Genomic DNA, 25,038 nt, shown 5'->3' on the forward strand with positions numbered 1-25,038 from the left:
CTTATTGGAAAATGAATTTTGCTGCTGATCCAGTCGGGGAACTATCAATCTGCAGCTTTGCATGAATTTCTTCCTTCAATTGCGGCACATGGGAAATAATACCGAGTACCCGATTGCTCGCTTGCAGTCCCTTCAAGCTATCAATCGCCTGTTCCAGCGATACCTCATCCAATGTACCAAAACCTTCATCAATAAATAACGTTTCCAGTTCAACACCGCCTGCATGCGCCTGGACAACATCCGACATCCCGAGTGCCAGAGAAAGAGCTGCTTTAAACCCTTCACCGCCGGATAATGTCTTAACTGGCCGCTCCTGACCGGTATGATGATCTATCACTTCCAAGTCCAATCCGCTTTGTGCCCCGCGCTTGGCTATTTGGCCGCTCCGCTTCAGCTGGTAGCGGTGATCTGTCATTTCTTCTAATCGGATATTTGCTTGGAGAATGATTTCATCTAAGAAACTCGTTAACACATAACGCTCAAACGATAGACGAAGACTGTTGTCTCCTTTAGCTAGATTGGCCAATTCACCAATATCATAATAGCGAACCTTTTGATCGGCTGCTTCTTTCTGGAGTGCTTGTAAGGAATCTTTAATAACATTATGCTGCGAAACATAACTTCTTGCGGCATTCAGTTTCGCATTTTCCGCTTCAAATACTTGCTCTGCTTCTGTTACAGCTTGCTCATACACAGTGAGGTTCGGTCTTTCACGCTGATCCGTCTGCTTTTGCAATTCAGCAATACGTTCGCTGAGGCTGCGGCGCTGTTGATCATAGCTTTCCAGTTCCTCTTGCAGTGCCCGCATCTCTCTATCTGTTCCTTTAGCTGTCAAAAATGCTTCTGTGTCTGTAAACCCTGCCTCTTCAAGCTTCTTAAGATAGTCTTTTTCTTGCTGACGATATGTTTGTTCCAAATCAGACGTGAATTTTGCAGTCGATTCCAAAGCAGCCGCAATTTGTTCTCTGCTTTTGGATATCTCTTCATAATTATGCTGCAGTGCTTCCCATTCGCTAATCGCTGTATTGAGTGCAGTCTCAGCTTGTTTAATGGTAAGCTCCCAATCTGACGGATCCGGAAGTACCTCTGGCAGCTGCTTACGCTGTAAACGAACTTCTGCTTCCGCGTGGTGGCAGGACTCTTCAAGACTCCGAATCGCAGTTTGCAGCTCTTCAGCAGCTTTTTCTTCTTGTTCAAACGTTTGTTTAATCTGCTCGATCGCCTGTTTTAACTGCTCAATATGCTTGCGCTCTTTTTGTTTTTGCTGTAAAGAGGCAGTAATTTTCTCTTTACGATTGTGCATCTCTTCTGTCAGTTCATCTGCTTTCGCCTGATCGTAAGCCGAGTCACCTAAAATACTCTGAGCCAATTCATCGGTTACTTGCCGGATCGCCTGCCCATTTGATTTAGCTTCTATATAATGTTTCTGTACGTCATCATATGCACGCTGGGCGTTTTCAAGCAGTACTCTCTTTTGTTTTAACAGTTCAAAAGACTGGACATGCCCAGACGTGTGCGCAGGAGAAGGATGCTCGGCAGAACCGCAGACCGGACATGGTTCACCTTCTGTCAGCTGCTGTGCCAAATGAGCGGCATGGTGAGCTGCTTGTGCTTCTTCCATCTCTTTAATATCCTGCCGCAGCTGCTGCACATTTTTTTCCTGTTCCTGCAATCGCTGTACTGCCTGCTGGTAACTCGTACGCATCTCTTGCAGCTGACGGAAAGCATCTTTTAAGCGAGCTATTTCTGTAAGCTGATGCTCAATCTTTTCCAGCTCACGCTGTTCTTCGTAATACGACTGTATAATTGCTGATTCTCGGCTTATATCTTTTTCCAGCGCAAGCTGTTTATTTTTTCGTTCCGTATGGGCATCTTTTAGTTTATTGATTTGCTGCTGTTTTTCTTCCAGTTTCTTTTGGATGCTGTTTAATTCTTGCTTGCGCTTCTCATATATTTGCAATTGTTCCAGCTGCTGCTTTTGAAGCTGAAGCTGCTCTTGCTGTTTTTGCCGTTGAGGCTCTAATTCCTTTGCCTTCATGTAAGAAGACTTGGTTGTTTCGAATTGTTTCTCTAACTGATCCTTCTTTGCCTTTGTCTCTTGCTGCTGCCTTACCTGGCGCTGCCATTCGTCTTTGCGGGCAGCCAGCTGCTGTTCGTAAGGCAGAAGTCGGCTGGCCCGTTGCATCTCTTGAAGACGTACTTGCTTCTGTTGCATTTCCAGCTGCTTTTGCTGCAGCTGTTCATCTTGTTTTAATGCTTGTTCCAGGTAATCAAATGTAGCAAGCAGCTGTTTTGCTTCATAAAGCTGCTTTTGCCGTTCCTGCCAAATTTGTTTATGCTTTGTCAGCTCTTTTTCACCTTTTGTGACAGACAAATCCATTGCATCCAGTTCAAGCTGCAGTTTTTTCATGACATCAGGGACGCTGTCTGTTTCAGATGGCTCCTGTGAGCGCCATTCTATTTTGCTGATTTGCTGCTGTTCTTTCCATTCGGTTTGCTGCAAGCTCTCTTTTAACTGCTTGGCTTCGTCCTTCAGCGTTTCTGTCATGCGTTCGTAAAAGTACGTACGGAAAATCCGCTGGAGAATTTCTTCTCTATCTTTGCTATTTTCCGAGATAAGCTTTCGAAATTCGCCTTGCGGAATCATGATCATTTTACGAAATTGCTCATAATCAAGTCCGATTTTTTCTTCTATGGCTTCATTGACTTCTTTGATTCGAGATGTAATGAGAGACTTTTCTCCGTCTTTCCATTCGTAAAATTCCGCTCTTGCCGGATCATCGGTAAATCCTTCGCCGCGTTCTTTCTTTTTTTGCTGTTTCGGGTAACGTATAACTTCATATTCGGTTCCGCGCAAGGAGAAACAATAACGGACTTCCGTAATCTCGCCTGGCGCAGCGAAATGACTGCGCAGCGAATCCTGATCCCGGTCACTGCCGCTTGCCCGTCCATAGAGGCTATAACAAATTGCATCAAAAATAGTTGTCTTTCCGGCGCCTGTCGGTCCAGTAATTAAAAAGATAGATTCGGCCCCGAGCTCCCGAAAATCAATAGTCTGCGGCTTATGGTATGGTCCGAATGCGGTCATTTGCAGGGTGATAGCACGCATATTATCCCCTCCTTTCTTCCTCAATTAAACGCTGAATGATTGTTTCCATTTGCGTTTGGCGATGCTCCGGTATGGCTTCACCTTTCATCTCCTCATAAAATGCAGCAAATAGCTGCAGATGTGACATGCGCTGTTTCTCTTTGATTTCCTTTATATCAGACATGGAGCTAGCCCCGCTTTTTGCTTTTCGCTCCAATCGAAGGATATTTGGATAAAGCTTACGCAGTTTGCCCATCGGATCCAGCAGCTGTCCATCATCAAGCAAACGAATATGCAAATAATCTGTTGTGTTGCCGCCGGAGACGCCCTCCATTAATTCATCAAAATAGCCCTCGACTATCCGCATATCTCTTTTTGGTTCCAGGTCGATTTTTTCAAATGATTGAAATCCTGAGTCATCCAGCTCGATGATGGTCACTGATTTCTTATGATTTGCTTCTGAAAAGGAGTACTTAAGCGGTGAACCGCTGTAGCGAATATGATCACTCGTAATTCGCTGTGCTTGGTGTAAATGCCCAAAAGCAGCATACGTAAACGGTTCAAACAGAGATGCATCCACATATGGGCTTCCTCCAATCATCGAAAGCCGCTCCTCAGAGTCAGATTCCATGCCTCCTGCCAGAAAAGCATGTCCGACAAAAACATGGCGTTCTGCCATATTGTTGTTGTCTGTTATAAAAGACACGATGCGCTCCATCGCACGCTGATGGGTAGTGATTGTGTCGTCTTTGAAAAAGGCCCGCACATCAGCCGGTTCGGTATATGGAATCAAATGAAAATGGACTGGCCCATACGCATCTTGCAGGGTCACTGGCTCAAGTCCTTCTCGCAGTTTTGTTTCAATATAAAGGTTGCTTGCTTTAAACAGCTGACTGCCAAAATCAAGGCGATCAGGACTGTCATGGTTACCGCTGATTGACAATACCGGAATTTCCTTTTCGCCAATCAGCCAGTTCCATGTATTATTTAAGAGCTCGACCGCATCACGCGGCGGAATTGCTCGGTCGTATAAGTCACCAGCCACAATAACTGCGTCAGGCTGTTCTTTTTCTATGACTAGTTTGATCTTCTCCAAGATGAGCGCTTGATCGTCTGTCATATGTACGCTGTTGACAATCTTGCCCAGATGCCAATCAGCAGTATGCAATAGTTTCATACGAATTCCTCCTGCTATTATTCTAGCATGATTTGTTTAAGGGTGGTATGGGAAGAACCGCCAGGAAATTGCTAGTCTTGCTTTCTTCGGTGAAACGGACAGCGTGCAGGTGAGGTATTGTCATCATGGAGGAAGTATTGTTTCCATTCCAGATTGTCATTGTTACCGTACGCATTCAAGTCAGGGTGAACTTCATTGGAATCATAAGCGCGTATCCGCTGCCGAATTTTATTTTTGATTGCTGCCGCAGGCTTCGGCTTTGATTGAAACTCCTCCAACACCCATCTAGGTGTGATTGCCAGCATCATACATGGGAAGTTTCGGCTTCTTTTCACTTGATGAGACGGTGTAGCGCAATACATAAAGTACTTTTCTTCGCCAAAGCAATATTCCCATAGTATTTCTTTAGGGTCTTTAGGAATCTGGACCGGCCAGTTACTTGTATCATAGTCAGTTGCCCTGCTTAGCAGCTCCCAGAAGATTTTGAAATAAGCCGGAACATCCAATTGAAGTTCTTGCTGTTTTGCTGTATCAAAAAACACAATCAGGGAAGTATAAGAGCCAAATTCCCTTGAATTCTTTCCATATTCCTCTAATAAGCCAGCCAATTGTTTAGCTGCATCTTCTGTTGTTGGATCATCAGCGAAGCCATAGCGGAATTGGCCAAGCGCATGGCCAGCAGTTGCTGGAATACAAGGAAACTTATTTTCTTGATCAGATAGTTTGCTATGAAAGCACTGGAGCATATCTTGCTGCCATGAAGTTAGCTGGTGATATTCAGAGTTGTGGACATCAAACAAGGTGGTCATCGCACGTTCTCCTTTACCTAGTTATATCCCTAGTACATTATTCAGGAAGAAGTGCGGTGGTGAGTATAGGTTTTAAGAAGAAATGCGCCACGAGGTTTTTTGTGGCTGCATAGCAAGAATATGATCCAGTCGAAATGTACGCTGCTGTTTTCGCAAATAGCAATAGCCAGTAACAGCTGTTTCTGTTATCAGGTCTATTTTTATACGGCGTTTTGTTACCGAGCCATCTTTTGCCATATAAATCATCGTCACCTGCTGCTTCAAAAATTTTGCCACTGCACTTTGTTTCATTTTAGATCCCTGCTTTCTGCTCGTTATTTACTTGCATTATATACGAACAATTGTTCTTTGTCACTTGAAAAAGGAACATGCGTTCGTATATAATGAGAACAGGAGGAATGATGTATGGTGCACGATCGAGGAAAAATAAAATGGACATCTTTAATGCTGCCGGAACATGTAGAGATGCTGCAGCAAATGGGACGTGAAATCGGTGTAGAAAAGGCGCCAATTTTAGATGAACAGCAGCTGGAAGAACTGGAACAAAAAGTCCGGCAAATCCAAATCGGAACAACAAAAGCACTTATTGTTTATAGCAGCGGCAACAAAGTGAATAGAGCCTCAGGTATTGTGACCGGCTTGAAACCAGCTGAACAATATCTGCTTCTTGATACAGCAAATCGTTTGTATCCTGTTCGTATTCCGTTTAATCGGCTGATCGATATTTCATTCCATTAAATAAAAAAATACCGCTCCCCGGCTGGGAACGGCATTTCGAAAAGTCAGTTTATACTGCAGTGCTTTCAGAGGAAACATCATCTGAACGATATTTTTTTGTATCCAGTTCTCCTAGTGAACGGCTTGTTACCAGGCCGGACACCATAGAACCGCTCACATTTACCGCTGTACGGCCCATATCGATAAGCGGCTCGATAGATATCAATACGCCTGCTAAAGCTACTGGCAAATTCATCGTTGAGAGAACAATTAAAGAAGCAAATGTTGCGCCTCCCCCAACACCAGCTACACCGAACGAACTAATCATGACGACAAGTATGAGAGTGAAAAGGAAAGACGGCGACAAAGGATCAATACCTTGTGAAGGTGCGATCATGACAGCCAGCATAGCTGGATAAATGCCAGCACAGCCATTCTGCCCAATTGTAATACCAAACGAAGCAGAGAAGTTCGCAATAGACTCTGGAACCCCCAGCTTATTCCGTTGTGCATCAACATTTAATGGTAACGTTCCTGCACTGGTACGCGCAGTGAAGGCAAATACAAGCACAGGCATAACTTTTTTCACATATTGTTTTGGACTAAGTCCCATAACAGCCAAGATAAGCAAATGAACTAGGAACATGGCAATCAGCGCCACATAAGAAGCGATAACAAACTTCCCTAGCGTTGCGATAGCATTAAAATCACTTCCTGCAACTGTTCTGGCCATTAAAGCAAGTATCCCATAAGGTGTAAGTCGTAAAACAAGTGTTACAATGCGCATTACAATACTGTGCAAGGACTCTACTATTCTCTGGAAAAAGTCAGCTTGTTCAGGATGTTTTTTTCTCACTCCCAAATAAGCGACACCAACAAATGCTGCAAAAATGACTACTGCTATTGTAGATGTCGGCCGAGCTCCAGTTAAGTCTTGAAATGGATTAGTAGGAAGAAACTCCAATATTTTCTGCGGAACTGTTGTGCTTTGTACGTCAGTTAAACGCTCTTCTAATTCCTGCCCTCTCGCTTCCTCGGCAACACTTGTATTAACGTCGATCGCTTTCAGGTCAAATCCGACAGTGGATGCAATACCGATAGCAGCTGCAATAGCTGTCGTTAAAAGCAATGTTCCAATTACCAGCCCGCTGATTTTACCAAGGTTAGCGGACTTCTTCAATCTCGTAAACGCTGCAACGATAGAAATGAAGACAAGCGGCATAACGATCATTTGCAGAAGTTTAACATATCCGCTTCCCACGATTCCAAACCAATCATTTGTCTGCGTAATCGTGTCGGAGGCAGGCTGATAGATTAATTGCAGAGCAACTCCAAATACAATGCCAAGCCCCAGCCCCGTCAATACCCGTTTCGAAAAGGAAACGTGTTTCTTTTGCATCCAATAAAGAACAAAAAGTAATCCTAATAAAACAATAATATTAATAGCTGTAAATAAGTCCAACCAATATCCCTCCCTAAATCAATAATCCCTATCAACTAAGTATGAATTGAACCTTTTTTTACAATAGCATGTTGGAAGGATTAAGTAAATATTTTTATATCTACAAAAAATGATCTGCCCACTGCTATGGTAGCTTCTATATACAAACAAAAAATGTCCAGCCCCTGCTAGGGGCTGGACGCATCATTCGGCAAAGCGCAGCAGATCACCATTTAAAATGGCATCTGAGTAATATAATTCTTTGTTTCGTTTTTCGAAAAATGGAGCACAGCGGCTCATATCAGTCTGTTTCGATGTTGCTCTGTCATAACAAAGCTGCTTTGTATAGGTTACATCTTCTGTAATGAAGTCACCATCTCGCAACACAACGAAAGAATCACGATCATCTGCCAGCAAATCTTGTCCAAAATGAGGATAAGGACTCGTATCAGTGCCTAACAGATGCAAGATGGTTGGCTGGATATCAATCTGACCGCCTGGATGATGAATGGTCTTTCCTTCCTCACCAGGCACGTGAATAATTAAGGGCACCCGCTGCAAATCAAGTTCCTCCGGCGTGGAAAGTTCCTCATCGAGGTACGTTTCAATGCCGTCATAATAGCTTTCGGAAATACCATAATGATCACCAATCAAGACTACAACAGAGTTTTCATACAAACCCGACTTTTTCAGGTCTTCAAAAAAATTCTGCAGCATCTCGTCTTGATAGCGGACAGTCTGGAAATAACGATCTACTACATCGACACCTGTATCTGCATCATCCAGTAAAATGTCCTCTTCATCCAAGATAAAAGGAAAATGGTTTGTCAGCAACAGGAATTTACTGTAAAACGGTTCCTCTAAACTTTTTAAGTAAGGCATGGATTGTTCAAGGAAAGCGCCATCCTTGATACCGTAGTTCACACTGTTTGCTTCCGTCACATCATAAGAATTCATTGAGAAAAAGTCGTTGTAGCCAAATGCATCATATGCTTCTTCGCGGTTCCAGAAGCTTGCGACATTTCCATGGAAAGACGCACTATGATAACCGGACTTGGCTAATATTTCAGGCATGGCAATGTATTCGTTATCCGGACGACGTACATAAACAGATCCGCTCGATAAAGGATATAAGGACTGATCAAACATAAACTCAGCATCCGAAGTTTTTCCCTGGGCAGTTTGATGATACACATGGTCGAAATAAAAACTATCCTTGATTAAGCTATTAAGGAATGGGGTAATCTCTTCCCCTTTTACTTTTCGTCCTATAACAAACTGTTGTGTTGATTCCAGATTTATAAGAATGACGTTTTTTCCTTTTGCAATACCAAAATAATCAGACTGAACATCCTTATTTGTGCGCTCCAAGTAAGCAGCAGCTTTCTCATAATCTTTCTTTGTCGCAAATTCACTGCTGAGCTCAGCACGAACGGTTTGATAGATATCATATCCGTGATAATAAACCGGACCTAGCTCACTTACCTTAGCAGTACGGTTAAAGCTCCCATCATGCTGATCTCCTGCTCCAATTTGACCGATACCAATATTAAGACCAATAAGCAAGATAATAGTGCTAGTAAAAAGTCCTTTTCTTCTCCAGTTCAAACGCACCGGTTTCGGCCGTTTGATCAGCCACCAGATGAGCAGGAAAACGGTATCCGCAAACAACACCAAATCTAGCGTGTCCATCAATTCTACTGTACTCTGGCTAAGACCGCCGACGTTTTGGAATTGGAATAGAATAGGCAATGTTACAAAGTCGATGTAAAAACGAAAATACAGTAAGTTGCCATAGAGAACGCCTGTCAAGATTATATGCAGAATTAAGAGTGAGCCGGCTCGCAGTTTTCGAGCAAAAACATATAACAGCAGCACGAGCACTGCGACAGACGACAAACTCGATAAAAACAACTGGAGATAATCAAACGGTTCATATAATGGCAAGTCAAAATAGATAATACTTATTAAGTACATTTTACATAACAGAAGGATTGCTCCAACCGAGCAGTAACCTTTGACAGTAGACAAAAATCTCATTGGGTGATTGTTTCCTTCTTTCGGATCAGGCTGGCAAGTTCCTCGGTGACACGAACCAGATTCTTCTCTTCATGATGTCCCATAACAGCTAGCTGCACCCAATTGTTTTCAATCAAGTAGCTGCTATTGCAGCTGATTAGGAATCCTTTCTCCGCAAGTATGCGTCCAATAGTTTCGGACCGGCATTCCTTTGGAAGGGGGATTGTCAATATGCCTGCAGCGCGGCATCTGTCGTCTGCTAAGTATGGAAGTCCCTTTTGATTGCACAGGCTGACAAGTTTATCTGTCAACAAGCTAACCTTCTCCATTAACTTCTTCTTTTCCCATTGATCAATAGCTGCAGCTAATGCAGCGAGCTGATTAGAAGAATGTGTAAAAGGTGTATTTTCACATGAATGGTAAAGACCAAGATCAAGATAACGTGGAATGCTGTTTGAGATCTTGATTTCATGATGATAGAAAACGAATGCTAACCCTGCGTAAGAAGCCAATCCTTTGCCGCTTCCAGCGGTAGCTAGATAGACACCGCTCAAATCAATTGGCACATTACCAAGGGAGCTGCAGCAATCCAAAATAAGCTTGCTGTCTGTATGCCGGGCGATTTGCTTCAGCTTATCCAAGTCCTGCAGTACACCGGTTGACGTTTCTGCATGCACAGCCCAAATCCAGCCAACATTATGCTTCTTTGCTTCTGCCAAAATGTGCTGATAATCAAATGCTTGTCCCCAAGGTATCTCCAAGGAGGTGAAAGACAGTCCTGCCCGCTGTGCGTGATCTGTCAGCCGCAAACCAAATTCACCATTCACAAGGATAAGTCCGTGCTGGTTCAGAAACGAAAGCTGTGCTGCTGCTGCATCGTTTCCAAGTGTGCCCGATCCCAGCATAATTTGCACGTGTTTAGCGTGTGTCAGTTTTTTTAGTTTCTCCCGCAGCTGATGAAGCTGATCACGAAAAACCGGCGCGCGGTGCGAGCATGCAGTCTGACCCATAGCCTGTTTTACTTCGTCGGCCATAGGAACAGGCCCCGGAAGGAAACTAATCGGCTTTTGCTTCGAAAGTATCCGCTGAAAAGCCCGCGCTTTACGCTGGAATAATTCTTCCGTCACGTACATCGGCTGGTACTGCGCCTCCCCATTTCCAGTCAAACTACCAAACGGAACGAACCCCATATGCCGGTAGAGCTTTTGCTGTCGCATAATACCGGAAATAACAGCCATATCAAAGCCATGGTCTAGACAATAGTTAATCAAAGCCTCGGCAAGGCGGAAGAAAACAAAGCTATTCCGATAAGCTTTTTCTACGGCAAGCAGCCTGATTTCACATTTGGCTTTATGCGGAGGAAGAAGATTATCAAGGTTATCTATTTTTAGGTCAAGTGAAAAAGGTCTATTCGAACGAATAGCAATCATGGCAACGACCGTCTGCCCGTCAAGCCCAATAATATATGTATTTTCTTCATTAAAGCGATCAATTCGGCTGCGCCCCTCATTCACTTCAAACTGAGGGATTTCTTCTGTAAATGTACGATAATTCAGAGCGTGTATTTGTTCGAATTCCCACGTTTCTGTTGCGATTTTATACTGTAATTGTGTCGAATTCATTGTATGTCACCTTTCGTTACGTAATAGCAAATAGTTCCATGCAGCTTTCACATGTGTGTGATGTGCTGCTAGGACAAGGACAGTCACTACAACGTAAACTGCGATTGTAAGTACGTCCAACCGTAAAAACGGGAGCAGTGCAGCTGTACTCACGTAAGCGAGCAATCCTGAGGCACTAAATCTTCTAAAGAAAAGATAGATACATAGAAATACGGCAAGTAAGAGAAAGGTTGCTTGAAAAGAAAAGATTACAAGTGCTCCAAGTGACACAGCTATTCCTTTTCCGCCGCGAAAGCGAAGCTGAATCGGGAAAATGTGTCCCAATACGGCCGCAGCAGCACTTAGGCCTGCGATAACTTCCGTTCCGCCGCTCCAGCGGACAAGCAGCACAGCAAGCATGCCTTTAGCCAAGTCAAAAATAAGAACGAGCAGAAAGCCCTTCTTCCCCATTGATCTTCCGGCATTAGTCGCGCCTGCATTACCGCTGCCGGTCGTCCGTATATCAATTCCATGCTTCCATTTCGTTAAATAATAGGCTCCATTCAAGGAACCGAGTATATATGCTAGAATAATCCATAACCATGCAAGCATAACGCCTTCCATAAACTTACACCACCTTGCGTAGTTCCATAGTATAAATAAACAAGTAAACTTTCAATGATATTTGACAAATTTTTACCTAAAGAGGGTATAAAAAAATGCCTATATCAACAGATATAGGCATATCATTCTCTTATTCCGACGATTCATAAGTACTCCAAAGACGGTCGAATACCTGCAAAGATCCGTGAAACGGACTGTTCCACTCTAGGTACTCGCTAATTTCATCATAGGATGAACTGTGCTTTGGGAAATTATGTTCACTGAACATCCAATCAGCAAGACGGCTCTCATCGGTCGGTTTCTTTCGTCCGCGATGCGTCATCATATAATGATAAAAAGATCGCATTTATTCACCTTCTTTCTTGAACTTGCTCTTGTTCCTCCAAACGGGATAATAAATTGTCAGTACGATTAGAAGAAAGAAACAAGCAGGCGGCAATAGCACGTAAAGCATTTAGCGATTCACCCGGTCATACTGGATGAAATAATAATCATATGGATTGCGTTCGTTCTTCTCACCTTTTTCCCGTGCTGTTTCCTGCCACTCTTCCATTGAGATAGCAGGAAAGAAAGTATCTGCCGGGAAAGATTCATCGATATACGTCATATAAATACGGTCTGCTATTTTTACTGTTTGCGCAAAAATGTCGCTTCCGCCAATAACGAATATCTCTTGATTCGGATGCTTATCCGCTAACGTTTCTATTTCCTTTATATCATGCAAGACAATCACTTGATCAGCCTGGAAATTCTCATCTCGCGTCAGTACGATATTTTTTCGGTTGGGCAGTGCGCCATTCATGGAATCCAGCGTTTTTCTTCCCATCACAATAATCTGGTTTGTCGTTTTCTCCTTAAAGAAGCGCAAATCTTTGGGAAGGCGCCACGGCAAGTCGTTGTTATATCCAATACCGCGATTTTGATCCATTGCAAATAATAAAGAAATCATCGTGTTCCTCCTTAAACTGCGACTGGCGCTTTAATAGCTGGATGCGGCTCATAACCGACGATTTCCAAGTCTTCCATAGCAGCATCGAATACGGAGCTGAAACTGTCTTTAATATGCAAAGATGGCAATTGTTTCGGTGTACGGCTAAGCTGTGTTTCCACTTGCTCCAAGTGATTTGTATACAAATGCGCATCTCCGATTGTGTGAATGAATTCTCCTACTTCCAAACCGCACTCTTTCGCAATTAAATGAGTCAGCAAACTATAGCTGGCAATATTGAACGGGATGCCAAGGAAGATATCGCCGCTCCGCTGGTACAGCTGACAAGATAATTTATTATCCGCAACATAAAATTGGAACATCGTATGACAAGGCGGCAATGCCATTGTCGGGACATCTTCTGGATTCCACGCGGAAACAATCAATCTTCGTGAATCTGGATTTTTCTTGATCATTTCAATTATGTCTTGTAATTGATCAATCGTCTCTCCTTTGGTTGTCTGCCAGCTTCTCCACTGTTTTCCATAAACATCGCCAAGATGACCGAATTTTTCACTAAAGTCATTATCAGTCAAAATGAGCTGCTTAAACTTATCCATTTCTGTATCATAAGCAGCGCGGAAGGTTTCATCCTGCAATGATCTGCGTCCGAAATCTGTCATGTCCGGACCATCGTATGCCTCACTTTCGACCCAGTTCTTAAACGCCCATTCATTCCAGATATTATTGTTATGTTCAAGCAAGTAACGAATGTTTGTATCTCCTTTTAAGAACCAAAGCAGTTCACTTGCAATAAGTCGGAAAGGTACACGTTTTGTCGTCAAAAGCGGAAAACCTTGCTTCAAATCAAAACGCATTTGATAACCGAATACGGATACCGTACCGGTTCCTGTGCGATCTTCTTTTTTCGTGCCGTTATTTAAAACATATCTGCATAAATCCAAATAAGTTTGTTCAGAGGTTGTCATCAACTATCACATTCCTTTTACTTTATATCGTCGCACGGCATGTCCCATTCCTCGAAGAACTGATCTAGGAAGCTCTCCATAAAAGCATGTCTTTTCTTGGCCATCTGGTTAGCTGTGTCCGTATGTAACGTTTCTTTCAATTTTAACAGTTTATCATAAAAATGCTGAATGCTCGACTGCTTGGGATCATTCGGCCAATGAATAAGCCGGCTGGCAGCTCCGCCAAAAGCGAATGTCCGTCCAATTCCGATTGCGCCAATAGCATCCAGACGATCGGCATCTTGAATGATTTTTCCTTCCAGCGTTTCTGGTATACGCCCTTTACTGAAGGATATATCCTTACATACTTGGAAAATCTCTCGTATCGTGCTTTCTTCCAATTCAATTCTTCTTAAGAATGCCTGCGCCTCAGCAATGGCATCTGCCGGCCGATCAAACAGTTTATGATCTCCGATATCATGCATCCAGCCAATAGCTTCGGTTAGAAACGGGTCCGCGCCTTCTTTAAATGCAATCTTACGGCCCAATTTTGACACCCGTTTCATATGGTAAAAGTCATGTCCCGTTGCATCTTCTCGAAAGATAGTATACGCATAGCGCTCCATCTCTTCCAATTGTTTTTCCTGTTCCACTAGTCAACATCCTTCCTAATCAAAATAAATGGAGCTGTTCTGGCGGGGGATCAGGCAGCTTATGACCGAGCAGCTGCATCATTTCTTTAGCATTATCACTCGCGTCGCCTCCGGAATTGTTATTGAATAGCAGAAGAACACGTTTACAGGACTGCTCCAATCTTGCAGCTGACGCTTGCCATTCTTTCAATTCCTCTTCATTATAGCGATACAAAAATCGAACTTTCCGCCAGTCTTCCCTTCCGTGCTGGTTCCAGCCATGAACATTTCGTCCGTGAAAACGGACTAGTGTCATTTCCTCGTTCGTAGCTACCGGAACGGCTGGAACAGAACCACTTCCTGCTTGCGGTTCATCACAGACAGTATGGATGAATTCCAACTCTTGCAAAAGGTTCAGCGTTTGTTTTCGATAGGCTTCTGTATACCAGGATTGGTGCCGAAATTCGATGGCGACCGGCAGCCCTTTTGTCAGCGCCCGGATATAGCGAAGCCGATCGATACTAGCCTTCTCTACCTTAAACCAAGGCGGAAATTGAAAAAGAATAGCCGCTAGTTTGTCTGCCTCAATGACCGGCTGAATGGAGGAGAGAAAAGCTTCAAATAAACTTGCAGCTTCTGCTCGCGTCATCTTTTTCCTGCTCTGCCCCGTCATATCTTGATGTGCTTTTATGACGAAAGAGAAATGCGCCGGGGTTTCGGCTGTCCATTTTTCGTAGTTGCTCATCGGCTGGATGGCATAGAAGGATGTGTCTACTTCTACCACATCAAAATGTGTGCTATATGTTTTTAATTTCTGCTGTCGCTCTTTCGGATCCGTATATAGCTTGTCATGATCGCCCCAGCCCGTCACACCGACTTGAATCGTCATAACTTTCCTCCTTTCGACCTTCGTTAATTTCTTTTATTGTAATAGAATCGCAGAATCCCATCAACGATGAGTGTTTCTGGCAGAAAATAACGACAAAATGTCGCAATATTTTAGGAATAAGCAAACTCACAGACCATTTTCCTTACTTAGAAAGCGGTTACTTTCCCATTGCATCTGTATTTTTCCCTACTTGACGCTTTTTTTAAAATAAGCTATATTGGTGTCAAGCAAACAAGATGAGCGGAATTAGAACGTCGGCAGCTTGTTAGAAGAGCTCATGTATTCCGCCCTTCTAACAAGCTGCCTTTTTTATTTCTTGCACGTCTTTTTGTATTTTTTATACGTTTTCTGTGAAACGTCTTTAGGAGGATAAGGAATATGCCAAACGGAATTGTCAAGTGGTTTAACGCCGAAAAAGGTTACGGATTCATTCAAGTTGAGGACGGTAACGATGTGTTTGTACATTACTCCGCCATCCAGGAAGAAGGCTTTAAAAATCTTGAAGAAGGTCAGGCAGTATCCTTTGAAGTAATTGAAGGAGACAGAGGCCCTCAAGCAGCTAACGTAGTAAAACTATAATCATGTACATAAGCGGCAATCCATAGGGGTTGCCGCTTTTCTTTATGCCCTAATGCCGAAAGTTGCAACGGCCTTGAAAAAAGCGTATACTCTTCCATTGTCTAAGTAAATTTAACTAGGAGGAGCAGCATTGAATAACGAAATTTTATGGATTCTATTTGCAGTTATAAATTTTATTCTGCTGTTAATCATGTATCGTTTGTTCGGACGGCTCGGATTGTTCGTCTGGGTCGGGATGGCGACGGTTGTGGCGAATATCCAAGTAACAAAAACCATTGAACTATTCGGATTGACAGCAACAATGGGAAATATTATGTTCGGGACAATTTTTTTAGCGTCTGATATACTGAACGAAAACTACGGCAAGAAAGCAGCCAGAAAAGTAGTTGGTCTCGGGTTCGCTAGCTTAATCTCGATGACGCTCATTATGCAAGGTGTCCTTTTATTTGACCCTGCAGAGAGTGACTTCGCGCAAGGGTCCCTCAGCACGATATTTGGTTTTATTCCGCGCATTACACTTGGAAGCTTGCTTGCATTTGGAATTAGTCAGTATATAGATGTATGGCTCTATGCGCTTGTTAAGCGTCTGCTTCCAGATGACAAATACTTGTGGGTGCGGAATAATGGCAGTACGATGTTCAGTCAGCTGATAGATACACTTGTCTTTTGTACAATTGCTTTTGCCGGCACATATGAATGGTCTGTGTGGATTGAAATATTCATCTCGACATATGTATTAAAATTCATTGTCAGCATCATCTCCACTCCTTTTTTATACGGAGCAAAGCGTATGTCTAGTAAAATGGAAGATTAGGAGGAATGGGTATTGATCGAGGTATATACCGACGGTGCCACCAGCGGTAATCCAGGGTTAAGCGGTGCTGGTATTGTCATCATCCATGAAGGTGCGCGCAAAACGTACAGCGTTCCGCTTGGCATGATGACGAATCATCAAGCAGAGTTCTGGGCCATTATCAAAGCGCTGGAAATTTGCCAGAACGATCATCCCGAGGCGATTATCTCCTTGCGCTCAGATTCTCAGGCTGCTGTACAGGCCATTGATAAGGAACATACAAAAAATAAGGATTTTCAGCCCCTTTTAGAGCAAATCCTTCAGCTAAGCAGTGGTTTCCCCTATTTCTTCATTAAATGGATACCAGAGAAACAGAACAAAGCAGCAGATCAGCTTGCACGGGGAGCAATTCGGCAGCATCAATGAGGTTGAAGCTGTAACCCTTTATTAGCAAGCAGTTCTTCTGCTTGTTTTTTTGTATGCACATTGTCTTCCTTAATAAAATCCAATACACTCAGATAGAAACTGCCATCAAACGCGTGTTGAAATCGCAGCGTAACCTGGACAGCAAAAATAACTTTCCAATCAGATGCATTAGCAAAGTTTTTGCCAAAGTAAATAAATTGAATGTCTTCATCTGTTAATTTAAACCCCTTCGCCCATAAATCGTCCAGAAAACAGGCCAAGCTTTGTTTATTCACCATGCCAAAAGCTCCTTTATTAGAAAATCCGCCTCTTATTATAGCATTCTTGTTTCCTGTTTCAATAGAATAGCGAAAATTCCTGTTTATCGTATTTATTTGATTATTCAGATTTGACCAACTTTTCTCCTAAGTATTTACAATTCAAAAATTTGGCATTAAACTAAAAAAGTTAAACGAAAGGGGATGTTAGTTTGAGAAAGTTGATGTATCTGTTTGCATCAATGGCTATCGCAGTTATCTTTGCAACAGGTTGTGCCAGTGCTGATTCAGAAAGTAAAGCAGACAACGGAACTGATAAGACTGAAAAGACGGAAACAACGGATACTAAAAAAGAATTGCTTCAAACACAAATGGATTTTACAGCAGATTTCAGCACTTATTATGGACCTATTGCAGCTTACCAGGCTGCTGCAGCTGACGAAGCTACCACAGAAGATGAATTAAACACCGCTGCAGAATCTGCAAAGAAAGCAGCTGATGAAGGGGCAGCTAAACTTGCTGATTACAAGCTGGAAAGCAACCTTCCTGGCGAACAAAAAGAAGCGTATACAAAATCACTTGACTCTTTGAAGTCTTATTTTGAGGAAATCAGCAAAAGTCTTGATGCTTCGGCAGCGGAGCCAAACTTCGACGCAGCTCAAAAACACTTCGATACATTCCAGTCTGAGCTAGAAGGTATCTATAAAGAAGCTGACTTGAACGTACCAGACATGGCACAGGCATTAAGCTAAAAAACGATGCAGATTTTCTGCATCGTTTTTTTATTATAGTTGATAAATCTTGCTGTATTTTTCCGTCAAGTAGGTTACCAGATGATCTGCGTTCAAACCTTCGCCTGTAACATCCTGCAGCAATTCCAATGGTTTCTTCGCTTTTCCGTATTGATGGATTTGGTCTGTAAGCCATTGTTTAATCGGTGCAAAGTCCCCTGCTTGTATTAAGCTGTCTGTATCCAAAGATTCTCGCATTTTTTTATTAAATTGGGCTGCATACATGTAGCCCAATGCGTAGGATGGGAAATATCCGAAATCACCGCCGGACCAGTGGATATCCTGCAGAACTCCTTGTGCATCACTTTCCGGTACAATGCCAAGATACTCTTCCATTTTCTGATTCCATATCTTTGGAAGCTCTGCAACTGTAATCTCATCTTTAAACAAAGCTTTTTCTAATTCATAGCGAATCATTATGTGCAGAGCATAAGTTAATTCGTCTGCTTCTATGCGAATGTAAGAAGCTTTGACTTCATTAACAGCCTGATAAAAATCAGTAAAATCAATTGCCTGTAAGGATGCCGGAGCGTAAGTCTTAAATTCCTCGAAATGCCCTTTCCAGAACGCTTCACTTCTCGCAACAAAATTCTCCCAGAATAAAGACTGTGACTCATGGATTCCCATGCTCGTGCCGCCAGCTAACGGTGTAGCTGCTAATTTTTCACCGATATTTTGTTCATACAATGCATGTCCGCCTTCATGAATGGTGCCAAAGACAGCCATACGGAAGTCTTCTTCGTCATAGCGTGTTGTAATCCGGACATCTTTAGGGTTCAGAGTAATTTCGAAAGGATGAATTGTGTCGTCCAGTCGCCCCGCATCAAAGTCATACCCCATTTTTTTCAAGACAGCTACGGTAAATGCTTTTTGCTGCTCCTTGGAAAAGTGCGTTTTCAGGACGCCCACATCCGGCTTTACAGATGATTGTTTAATCTGCTCCAGCAAGTGCGTCAGTGATTTTCTCAGCGCTGGGAATACGTCATCAAGCTTCTCCATTGTAATCCCTGGCTCATATAGATCTAAAAGCACATCATAAGCATGCTGGTTAGGGTTCCAGTACGAAGCGAATTTCTTTTTATAAGCAACGAGTTCTTCCAAATAAGGCTGAAGCAGACTAAAGTCGCCTTTTTCTCTCGCCTCACCCCAAACAGATTCCGCTTTAGACTGCAGCATAATATAGGCTTTATGCTCGGCTTCAGGAATTTTTTTGTTGCGGTCGTATTCTTTTTCGCTTTCGGCCAAGGATTTTACTAAAATCTCGTCCTTCGCACTTGGCTTTAGTTCATCAATCAGTTCCTTCAGTCTGTCAGATGTGGACAGGCGGTGTGCTTGCTGCGATAAATAACCAATCGCTTCAGCCCGCTGTTCCATACCGGCTTTAGGTGCCTTCGTGCGCAAATCCCAGTGCATAAGGGCTATTGCTTCTTCGTAGGCTTTCTGTTCCTGTATGAAGGCCCAATATTGCTGTGTTGCATCTGACATACTATCCGCTCCCCTTTTTCAGATATGTTTACCGAAGTACTGATAATAATCGGTCTTAATGAAACCGTTGAAAAGCTTGCGTTTCTTCGTAGCTTGTTTTCCGTAACACGATTCGAAGCCTTCATGTGATGTCAGGATATAACCGCTCCAAGAAGGGTTTTCCTGCATGATGCCGCCAAGCTGTCGATAAGCTTTTTCTACCTCAGGACGATCTCCGAGTCGCTCGCCGTACGGCGGGTTGGTAATCATATAGCCATTATGAAGTTTAGGATTCCAGTCGGAAACTTGCATCTGTTTCCAATCAATCAATTCGCCAAGACCGGATTCCATACTGTTCTGTTTCGCAATGTCGATCATCTTATGGTCAATATCAGAACCTGAAATATGGAGTTCCTGATTATAGTTAGCCAAGTCCTCTGCTTCTTCTAATGCTTTTTCCCAAATGTCAGATTTTATCCAGTGCCAATTTTCCGCATCAAATTCACGGTTGAACCCAGGTGCGATATTTTGACCAATTAAAGCAGCTTCAATGGCAATCGTACCACTACCGCAAAACGGGTCATGCAACGGAAATTCCGGCCGCCAATTTGTCAAAAGCACCAGCGATGCCGCTAACGTTTCTTTAATTGGCGCCTCGCCTTGTCCGACACGATAGCCGCGTTTATGCAAGCCAGTACCGCTCGTATCCAATGTCAAACTGACCGTATCTTTCAAAATAGCAACTTCAATACGGTGCCGAGGACCTGATTCATCAAGCCACGAAGCAATACCGTATTTTCTCTTTAACCGTTCAACCACAGCTTTTTTCACAATACGCTGGCAGTCAGGTACGCTGTATAATGTTGACTTGACGCTCTTTCCGATAACTGGGAACTCGCCATTTTCTTGTATGTACGTCTCCCAAGGTAAATCCTTTGTTTGTTCAAAAAGCTCATCAAAAGTAGTTGCTTTAAACTCTCCGACCAGCACTTTAATTCGGTCAGCTGTCCGAAGCCATAAGTTACAGCGTGCAATAGCCGTCGGATCTGCCTGGAACAGCACTCTTCCGTTGTCTACTTTTACGTCTTGATAGCCCAGCTGCTTCACTTCACGTGCCACAACAGATTCTAAGCCCATTGCAGCTGTTGCAATCAGGGTCACTTGCCTGTTCATCATGTAAAACCTCGCTTTTATGTATTAAAAAGCCCTCTCTAGCTGAAACCAGTTAGAAAGGGCTGTTTGTTGTATACAGTGGACCAAAATGAATGTTCTGTAAGCCATGTTCTGTACCGATGCACTGCGAGCGGTGGTCAGCCTCGTACAACGGCAGTAATCATCTATCTACAAGCGTATTGCCTGTCCCTTTTTAGGTTGAATTCCCATAATCAAGGGTGCCCCTACCAACATTTGGGTTGCTCACTCGTGGGGTTTACCTCGTTCCACTCAGCATGTTTCCAAGCTGACTACGTCACTGTGGCACTTTCAAGACATGTCGGCCATATCCGAAGACTTAGGCGTTCTGCCTGCCGTTAGCATATAATGCTACCTTGGCTTATGAATTCGCCAAGCACGAACACTACAGACATCTCAGTCTGTGTGAGCATGGACTTTCCTCTGCATTGCTGCAGCGATTACTCAAACACTCATTAAAGTTGCTTTCTTATTGTAGACGTTTCGACGTTAATAGTCAAGACCGTCCGTACTCAAACATCGTTTTCAGCAAATTTCTTGCCAAATACTGCTTTCTCCAAGTTAGACAAACGTTTCAAAATATCATAATTGACTTGATGATTCGTCTGCGTTTCTCGCACAGGAGCAGTTTGCTGCGGTGCTGGTTCCCTTTGCTGCGAGATGGAACGGGATTGTCTGACATCTCCTGACTGCTGCTGTCTCAGTCGTTCATTTTCACTTTTTAAGCGGTCGATTTCTTTTTGGAATGTCTCATAATCTTGAATGATTTTATCCAAGTACTCGTCAACTTCATCTTGATTATAACCGCGCATGCCGGTTTTGAAGTTTTTTTCAAAAATATCTTTTTGTGTTAGTTGGATATTTGCCAAAGCCATACACAATTCACCTCATTTATACGATTGTATATAAGTATATTCTTTCAAAACTAACTCAGAATGTCAATTTTCAACTCACGTCTGATCCCAATAAGATGGATCATTCATCTGTTCTCGTTCCACCGTGTCCTGTAAGTCCAGTGCAGTAATATAATAAATCTCATAGTCATTTGAACCTTTATAGCTTTGTGCTTCCTTCAGAAAGAAGTCCACACTGCCTGTTTGATTTTCATCATACATGACGAGAGCCGCATCGGATTTGGATAACATCCATTTATCCCGCGCTTTAAATTGGTGAGGTCCTTTATAGTCGCCTTCGTAGATCGGCTGATAAAAGTCCGCCAGCATAATCAGTTCCTGATACTCTTCCTGCAGTTCCTCTGACCAGCGTGTATCCTGGTTATCAAACGGGGGGATGACCGCCAGCTGTATATCATAATCTGCTTCCTTTAAATCAAGCACTATTTGCCCTGCCCATAACTCGATACCAGTCTGTCCGGATAAAAGCACCCATTCCAGACCGATCTCCATAAATCCGAGCAGCTTGTCTCGTATTGTTTCTTTCACATAGTGGACACGAGGATCGTTCATCTTAAAGATTCCCATTTCATAATGCTTGTATCCTGTGACATATAATTTCTTCATTAGATACATGCTCTCCTATCTGCTTGCTGTAACTATCTAAACATAAAAGAGCTGGCTTACGCCAGCTCTTTTGTCAGATTAATACCATTTCTTTTGCGTTGGTTTCGGTTTCGGAGCCATTTGCGGCTGTTGCTGCATCGGCTGCTGGTACATTTCTGGGCTTACTTGCTGCGGCATTGGCATTGGCTGATGCATTGGCATTGGCTTTGGACCGCAATCTTTGCAAGGATTAGGCATTGGTTTGTTGTCGTGTACTGGGCTTAGGTGCGTTTCTTCGAATGTTTCTTCATTTGCAAAGGATGTTGTATGCGGGTACATATGAACATTGTTCACTTTATGATGATTCACCACTGTTGTGTGGACAGGGTGTATATGCTCAATTACCTCTTGAGAGTAAGTGTGCTGTACGTTGTTCATGACAGGGTCAACGACAGTCTTCGTTCCGCAGTGCACTGGGTGCGGCGGGCAATGATGTCTTCTGCGCATGTTCTTTCCCCTTTCTGTATTGGATTCTTTATAAGATATGAAAGGAGGGAGGAACATGTACTATGACATCTACCTATATTTCAGGCGTTTCTTCTGATTAATCTATCCGTATGCTGCAGTGCAGATAAAGATTGGGCTCCAATACCAAGCATACTGATACGCAGTTCAAGTTCCAGCTGTTCGAATCGTTCAATCAGCATATCCGCTGATTGAACAGCTTCCGGCAAGATCGATCGTCCAAATCCTGCCATATTAGCACCAAGCGCAATTGCTTTTGCTGCCTCTGCACCATTTGTAATACCGCCGCTTGCGATTAAACATGCTGGCGGTATGGACAATTTACTAAGCTGCTCGACGCTATGGGCTGTCGGAATGCCCCAATCCAGAAAAGCAGAAGCAGCTTTTTGTTTGACTGAATCTTGGGAGCGGTACTTCTCCACTTCAATCCACGAAGTGCCTCCTGCTCCAGCAGTATCTATGAATTGTACGCCCGCTTCAATCAGTTGTGTACACGTATCCGGAGCAATACCGAACCCCACTTCTTTTACGCCAACTGGCACAGACAATTTTTCAGCCACTTCGCTTATCTTACTTAACAAACCGCTAAAGTCTGTATCTCCTTCATCTTGGAAAATCTCTTGCATACTGTTCAAATGCAATACAATAGCGTCAGCTCCTGTGATCTTGATGATTTGCTCACATTCGGCAGCAGAGTATCCATAATTCAGCTGTACGGCGCCAATATTAGCAAATATTGGAATGCTCGGTGCTTCCTCACGCAATTGGAAACTGGCGGCTGCCTCTTTATTTTCCAATGCCACACGGCTGGAGCCGAGTCCGAGCGCCCAGCCCTTCGCTTGTGCAGCTTTTGCTAAATGTCGATTGATTTCATGGGCACGCGGTGTCCCCCCGGTCATGCTGCTAATCAAAAAGGGGACCTTCACTTGCTTGCCAAGAAACACAGCCGACGTGTCGATAGATTTAAAACTGATTTCAGGCAGCGCTTGATGCTCAAATCGATATCCTTCAAATCCAGTTGAAATTCCTTTCCCCTGAACTTGTTCATTTAACGTAATATGTATATGTTCATCTTTCCGATTATGTATAGATCGTCGTTCTGTCATTCCTTTTCCCCCTGGCTTTTGCATCTATCCTTTTATGATCGCTTGTGCCGTCATTTTTCCGCTAACATGTGACCATCGGTGTACCGCCGCCTGGATGCGTTGATCCGCCGGCAAACCATAAACCTTTAATATGCTGGTCTTTATTGCTGATCTGGAAAAATGCCTGCTCAAAGCTGTTTGAACTCATTCCGTAAATAGCACCTCAATATGCGCGAGTACGAACGGCTAAATCTGCCGGTGTTTGTATTTCCTCATAAATGATTTCGTTCGGCATTGGCGTCTGTCTGTAGGAAGCCATTTGCTCCTGCATCATTTCCGCGTCAGCTGTCAGATCCACAACCGAACCATCCGGAAAGAAATTCCTACCGATTGATTGGATAAAAATCATGAAAAACTTGTTCAAATATATGTTTCATTGTAATCGTATTTGGCCCTAAATCAAAATGAAACCCCGCAGCGTTAACTTGCTGGAGCTTTCCGCCGAGTGTTTTGTTTTTCTCCAAGAGTTGGACTTGCCAGCCTGCATGAGCAAGATAAATACTGGCTGTCAGGCCGCCTAATCCTCCTCCGATGATAATAGCACGTCTCATTGATAATATCTCCTGCCTTTCCATTCGTATCCTTCTCTTCGCCAATGAATACGTATGGCATCGAATGCGAGTAAGATGAAGAAGCTGCATGCAAGCGGGTGAAGAAAACAGAGCTATTTCTGTATCCCTGCTTGATAATCAATCTGATAGTTAATCAGTACACCGAGCGCATAAGCAGCTGTCGCCATAAGCACTGTCTGCATATCACCGTCACGATACCAATAATTGCGGATACAACCGGAATAATATACAGCACACTATAAAGAAGACAAATAAATAAGGTTAAAAAAATATTGTTGCCAGTTCCGGAAAAGATGTTCTTCCGAAACCCAAGCCAAACTTCAGAATTCTTTTCATACATCCGCATACTGGCAAATGGTTCCCCTCGAAGCAATGCAACCGGATATTTTACTTGCTTCATCAAGTGCATCAAGGCCATGTCATCGGCAATAGCAGATTTTATAGCGGCATGCCTTCCCGATTTTTGATAGCTTTGCTTGTGAATACAAATGAAAGCGTCATGAGCGGCTGCAAACTTAGGATTATCACTTCTTTGTACTTGTCTGATTGGTAAATGGCATATCACCAAAAAAAGCATAAACGGAACAAGCATTTTTCCATAAACGTATGAACGCGCTGCCTCGGGAAAGCAGAAACCATTTTAAACCTGCCCATCCAAATAACGCTGAAGACGCTGTAGTCCTTTCGCTGCCACGGCGACATCTGCATCCAAAAATAAAAGCCACTCTCCCGTTGCGCGTTCGCCGAGCTGCTGGCAAGCATAATTCTTTCCTGTCCAGCCAAAAGGAAGCTCTTTTCCGGAAAGTAACGTTAAAGGCAGTTTATGCTCATATTGCCGGACAATCGCTGCTGTCTGATCATTAGACAGTCCGATTGCTGGAGCAGATAGCCAATGCCCGTTTG

29 protein-coding genes and 1 other RNA gene are annotated in these 25,038 nt (G+C 43.3%); 5 read left to right on the plus strand and 25 right to left on the minus strand.

Features of this window, described 5'->3' with window-relative positions; translation table 11 throughout:
• Position 1: 1 nt before the first annotated feature.
• The 4 genes from CRO17_RS07955 to CRO17_RS07970 form a co-directional block, all read right to left on the minus strand.
• On the minus strand, positions 2–3,109 hold the full coding sequence (locus CRO17_RS07955) for an AAA family ATPase (protein WP_097041036.1): 3,108 nt from the start codon (positions 3,107–3,109) through the stop codon (positions 2–4).
• A gap of 1 nt (position 3,110) precedes the next feature.
• On the minus strand, positions 3,111–4,265 hold the full coding sequence (locus CRO17_RS07960; protein WP_097041037.1) for an exonuclease SbcCD subunit D: 1,155 nt from the start codon (positions 4,263–4,265) through the stop codon (positions 3,111–3,113).
• 71 nt (positions 4,266–4,336) lie between these two features.
• Positions 4,337–5,074, minus strand: a complete 738-nt coding sequence (locus CRO17_RS07965; RefSeq protein WP_097041039.1) for a YqcI/YcgG family protein — start codon at positions 5,072–5,074, stop codon at positions 4,337–4,339.
• A gap of 72 nt (positions 5,075–5,146) precedes the next feature.
• Positions 5,147–5,365 carry a transcriptional regulator gene (locus CRO17_RS07970; protein ID WP_097041041.1) on the minus strand — a complete coding sequence of 73 codons (219 nt, stop codon included), beginning with the start codon at positions 5,363–5,365 and terminating at the stop codon, positions 5,147–5,149.
• Positions 5,366–5,479: 114 nt separating this feature from the next.
• Here CRO17_RS07970 and CRO17_RS07975 point away from each other — a divergent pair, with 114 nt between their 5' ends.
• A complete protein-coding gene (locus CRO17_RS07975; protein WP_097041043.1) occupies positions 5,480–5,812 on the plus strand; it encodes a YolD-like family protein in 333 nt (110 codons plus the stop codon).
• Between the two features lie 49 nt (positions 5,813–5,861).
• Here the strand turns inward: CRO17_RS07975 and CRO17_RS07980 are convergent, their stop codons facing one another.
• The 9 genes from CRO17_RS07980 to CRO17_RS08020 form a co-directional block, all read right to left on the minus strand.
• Positions 5,862–7,253 (minus strand): L-cystine transporter, encoded by a 1,392-nt coding sequence (locus CRO17_RS07980; RefSeq protein ID WP_245864713.1) that lies wholly within the window; start codon positions 7,251–7,253, stop codon positions 5,862–5,864.
• Between the two features lie 183 nt (positions 7,254–7,436).
• Positions 7,437–9,272: an LTA synthase family protein gene (locus tag CRO17_RS07985; protein ID WP_097041044.1), complete on the minus strand. Its 1,836-nt coding sequence runs from the start codon at positions 9,270–9,272 to the stop codon at positions 7,437–7,439.
• Positions 9,269–10,873 carry an aminotransferase class V-fold PLP-dependent enzyme gene (locus tag CRO17_RS07990; RefSeq protein WP_097041046.1) on the minus strand — a complete coding sequence of 535 codons (1,605 nt, stop codon included), beginning with the start codon at positions 10,871–10,873 and terminating at the stop codon, positions 9,269–9,271. Before CRO17_RS07990 ends, CRO17_RS07985 begins: the two co-directional genes overlap by 4 nt.
• A 6-nt stretch (positions 10,874–10,879) precedes the next feature.
• Positions 10,880–11,476: a glycerol-3-phosphate 1-O-acyltransferase PlsY gene (plsY, locus tag CRO17_RS07995; protein WP_097041048.1), complete on the minus strand. Its 597-nt coding sequence runs from the start codon at positions 11,474–11,476 to the stop codon at positions 10,880–10,882.
• 130 nt (positions 11,477–11,606) lie between these two features.
• Entirely contained in the window at positions 11,607–11,822 is a 216-nt protein-coding gene (locus CRO17_RS08000; RefSeq protein WP_097041050.1) for a YozE family protein, read from the minus strand.
• Positions 11,823–11,930: 108 nt separating this feature from the next.
• Positions 11,931–12,425, minus strand: a complete 495-nt coding sequence (locus CRO17_RS08005) for a dihydrofolate reductase (protein ID WP_097041052.1) — start codon at positions 12,423–12,425, stop codon at positions 11,931–11,933.
• An 11-nt stretch (positions 12,426–12,436) separates the two neighbouring features.
• On the minus strand, positions 12,437–13,393 hold the full coding sequence (locus CRO17_RS08010; RefSeq protein WP_097041054.1) for a thymidylate synthase: 957 nt from the start codon (positions 13,391–13,393) through the stop codon (positions 12,437–12,439).
• Positions 13,394–13,410: 17 nt separating this feature from the next.
• The gene (locus tag CRO17_RS08015) at positions 13,411–14,025 is read right to left on the minus strand and encodes an HD domain-containing protein (protein ID WP_245864715.1); all 615 of its coding nucleotides are present in this window, start codon (positions 14,023–14,025) and stop codon (positions 13,411–13,413) included.
• A 19-nt stretch (positions 14,026–14,044) separates the two neighbouring features.
• A complete protein-coding gene (locus tag CRO17_RS08020) occupies positions 14,045–14,893 on the minus strand; it encodes a DUF72 domain-containing protein (protein WP_097041056.1) in 849 nt (282 codons plus the stop codon).
• A gap of 378 nt (positions 14,894–15,271) precedes the next feature.
• On the opposite strand from CRO17_RS08020, the gene CRO17_RS08025 reads away from it, so the two are divergent.
• The 3 genes from CRO17_RS08025 (at position 15,272) to CRO17_RS08035 (ending at position 16,691) form a co-directional block, all read left to right on the plus strand.
• Positions 15,272–15,472: a cold-shock protein gene (locus CRO17_RS08025; RefSeq protein WP_097041058.1), complete on the plus strand. Its 201-nt coding sequence runs from the start codon at positions 15,272–15,274 to the stop codon at positions 15,470–15,472.
• Between the two features lie 130 nt (positions 15,473–15,602).
• Positions 15,603–16,286: a queuosine precursor transporter gene (locus CRO17_RS08030; protein WP_097041060.1), complete on the plus strand. Its 684-nt coding sequence runs from the start codon at positions 15,603–15,605 to the stop codon at positions 16,284–16,286.
• 12 nt (positions 16,287–16,298) lie between these two features.
• On the plus strand, positions 16,299–16,691 hold the full coding sequence (locus CRO17_RS08035; RefSeq protein ID WP_097041061.1) for a ribonuclease HI family protein: 393 nt from the start codon (positions 16,299–16,301) through the stop codon (positions 16,689–16,691).
• On the opposite strand, the gene CRO17_RS08040 is transcribed toward CRO17_RS08035, so the two are convergent.
• On the minus strand, positions 16,685–16,969 hold the full coding sequence (locus CRO17_RS08040) for a DUF6123 family protein (RefSeq protein WP_097041062.1): 285 nt from the start codon (positions 16,967–16,969) through the stop codon (positions 16,685–16,687). The two genes, CRO17_RS08035 and CRO17_RS08040, sit on opposite strands and share 7 nt — an antisense overlap.
• 191 nt (positions 16,970–17,160) lie before the next feature.
• Here CRO17_RS08040 and CRO17_RS08045 point away from each other — a divergent pair, with 191 nt between their 5' ends.
• The gene (locus CRO17_RS08045; protein ID WP_097041064.1) at positions 17,161–17,700 is read left to right on the plus strand and encodes a hypothetical protein; all 540 of its coding nucleotides are present in this window, start codon (positions 17,161–17,163) and stop codon (positions 17,698–17,700) included.
• A 33-nt stretch (positions 17,701–17,733) separates the two neighbouring features.
• Here CRO17_RS08045 and CRO17_RS08050 read toward each other — a convergent pair whose 3' ends face one another.
• The 11 genes from CRO17_RS08050 to CRO17_RS18030 form a co-directional block, all read right to left on the minus strand.
• Entirely contained in the window at positions 17,734–19,224 is a 1,491-nt protein-coding gene (locus CRO17_RS08050) for a carboxypeptidase M32 (protein ID WP_097041067.1), read from the minus strand.
• An 18-nt stretch (positions 19,225–19,242) separates the two neighbouring features.
• The gene (locus tag CRO17_RS08055) at positions 19,243–20,376 is read right to left on the minus strand and encodes a THUMP domain-containing class I SAM-dependent RNA methyltransferase (protein WP_097041956.1); all 1,134 of its coding nucleotides are present in this window, start codon (positions 20,374–20,376) and stop codon (positions 19,243–19,245) included.
• A gap of 95 nt (positions 20,377–20,471) precedes the next feature.
• An RNA gene (gene rnpB, locus CRO17_RS08060) (RNase P RNA component class B) lies at positions 20,472–20,846 on the minus strand.
• Between the two features lie 60 nt (positions 20,847–20,906).
• The gene (gene gpsB / locus CRO17_RS08065; protein WP_097041068.1) at positions 20,907–21,269 is read right to left on the minus strand and encodes a cell division regulator GpsB; all 363 of its coding nucleotides are present in this window, start codon (positions 21,267–21,269) and stop codon (positions 20,907–20,909) included.
• 75 nt (positions 21,270–21,344) lie between these two features.
• Positions 21,345–21,914 carry an SLOG family protein gene (locus CRO17_RS08070; protein ID WP_097041070.1) on the minus strand — a complete coding sequence of 190 codons (570 nt, stop codon included), beginning with the start codon at positions 21,912–21,914 and terminating at the stop codon, positions 21,345–21,347.
• A gap of 78 nt (positions 21,915–21,992) precedes the next feature.
• On the minus strand, positions 21,993–22,400 hold the full coding sequence (locus CRO17_RS08075) for a CotD family spore coat protein (protein ID WP_179636919.1): 408 nt from the start codon (positions 22,398–22,400) through the stop codon (positions 21,993–21,995).
• A gap of 80 nt (positions 22,401–22,480) precedes the next feature.
• Entirely contained in the window at positions 22,481–23,524 is a 1,044-nt protein-coding gene (gene fni, locus CRO17_RS08080; RefSeq protein ID WP_097041074.1) for a type 2 isopentenyl-diphosphate Delta-isomerase, read from the minus strand.
• A 61-nt stretch (positions 23,525–23,585) separates the two neighbouring features.
• Complete coding sequence (locus CRO17_RS17865; protein ID WP_281253810.1) at positions 23,586–23,711, minus strand: hypothetical protein; 126 nt, start codon at positions 23,709–23,711, stop codon at positions 23,586–23,588.
• A gap of 15 nt (positions 23,712–23,726) precedes the next feature.
• On the minus strand, positions 23,727–23,861 hold the full coding sequence (locus CRO17_RS17870) for a hypothetical protein (RefSeq protein WP_281253811.1): 135 nt from the start codon (positions 23,859–23,861) through the stop codon (positions 23,727–23,729).
• Between the two features lie 25 nt (positions 23,862–23,886).
• A complete protein-coding gene (locus CRO17_RS08085; protein ID WP_097041076.1) occupies positions 23,887–24,114 on the minus strand; it encodes an FAD-dependent oxidoreductase in 228 nt (75 codons plus the stop codon).
• A 661-nt stretch (positions 24,115–24,775) separates the two neighbouring features.
• The gene (locus tag CRO17_RS18030) at positions 24,776–25,009 is read right to left on the minus strand and encodes a glycosyltransferase (protein ID WP_097041958.1); all 234 of its coding nucleotides are present in this window, start codon (positions 25,007–25,009) and stop codon (positions 24,776–24,778) included.
• Positions 25,010–25,038 lie beyond the last annotated feature (29 nt).

It is taken from the genome of Terribacillus aidingensis, assembly GCF_900215625.1.
Classification (GTDB): Bacteria; Bacillota; Bacilli; order Bacillales; family Amphibacillaceae; genus Terribacillus; species Terribacillus aidingensis.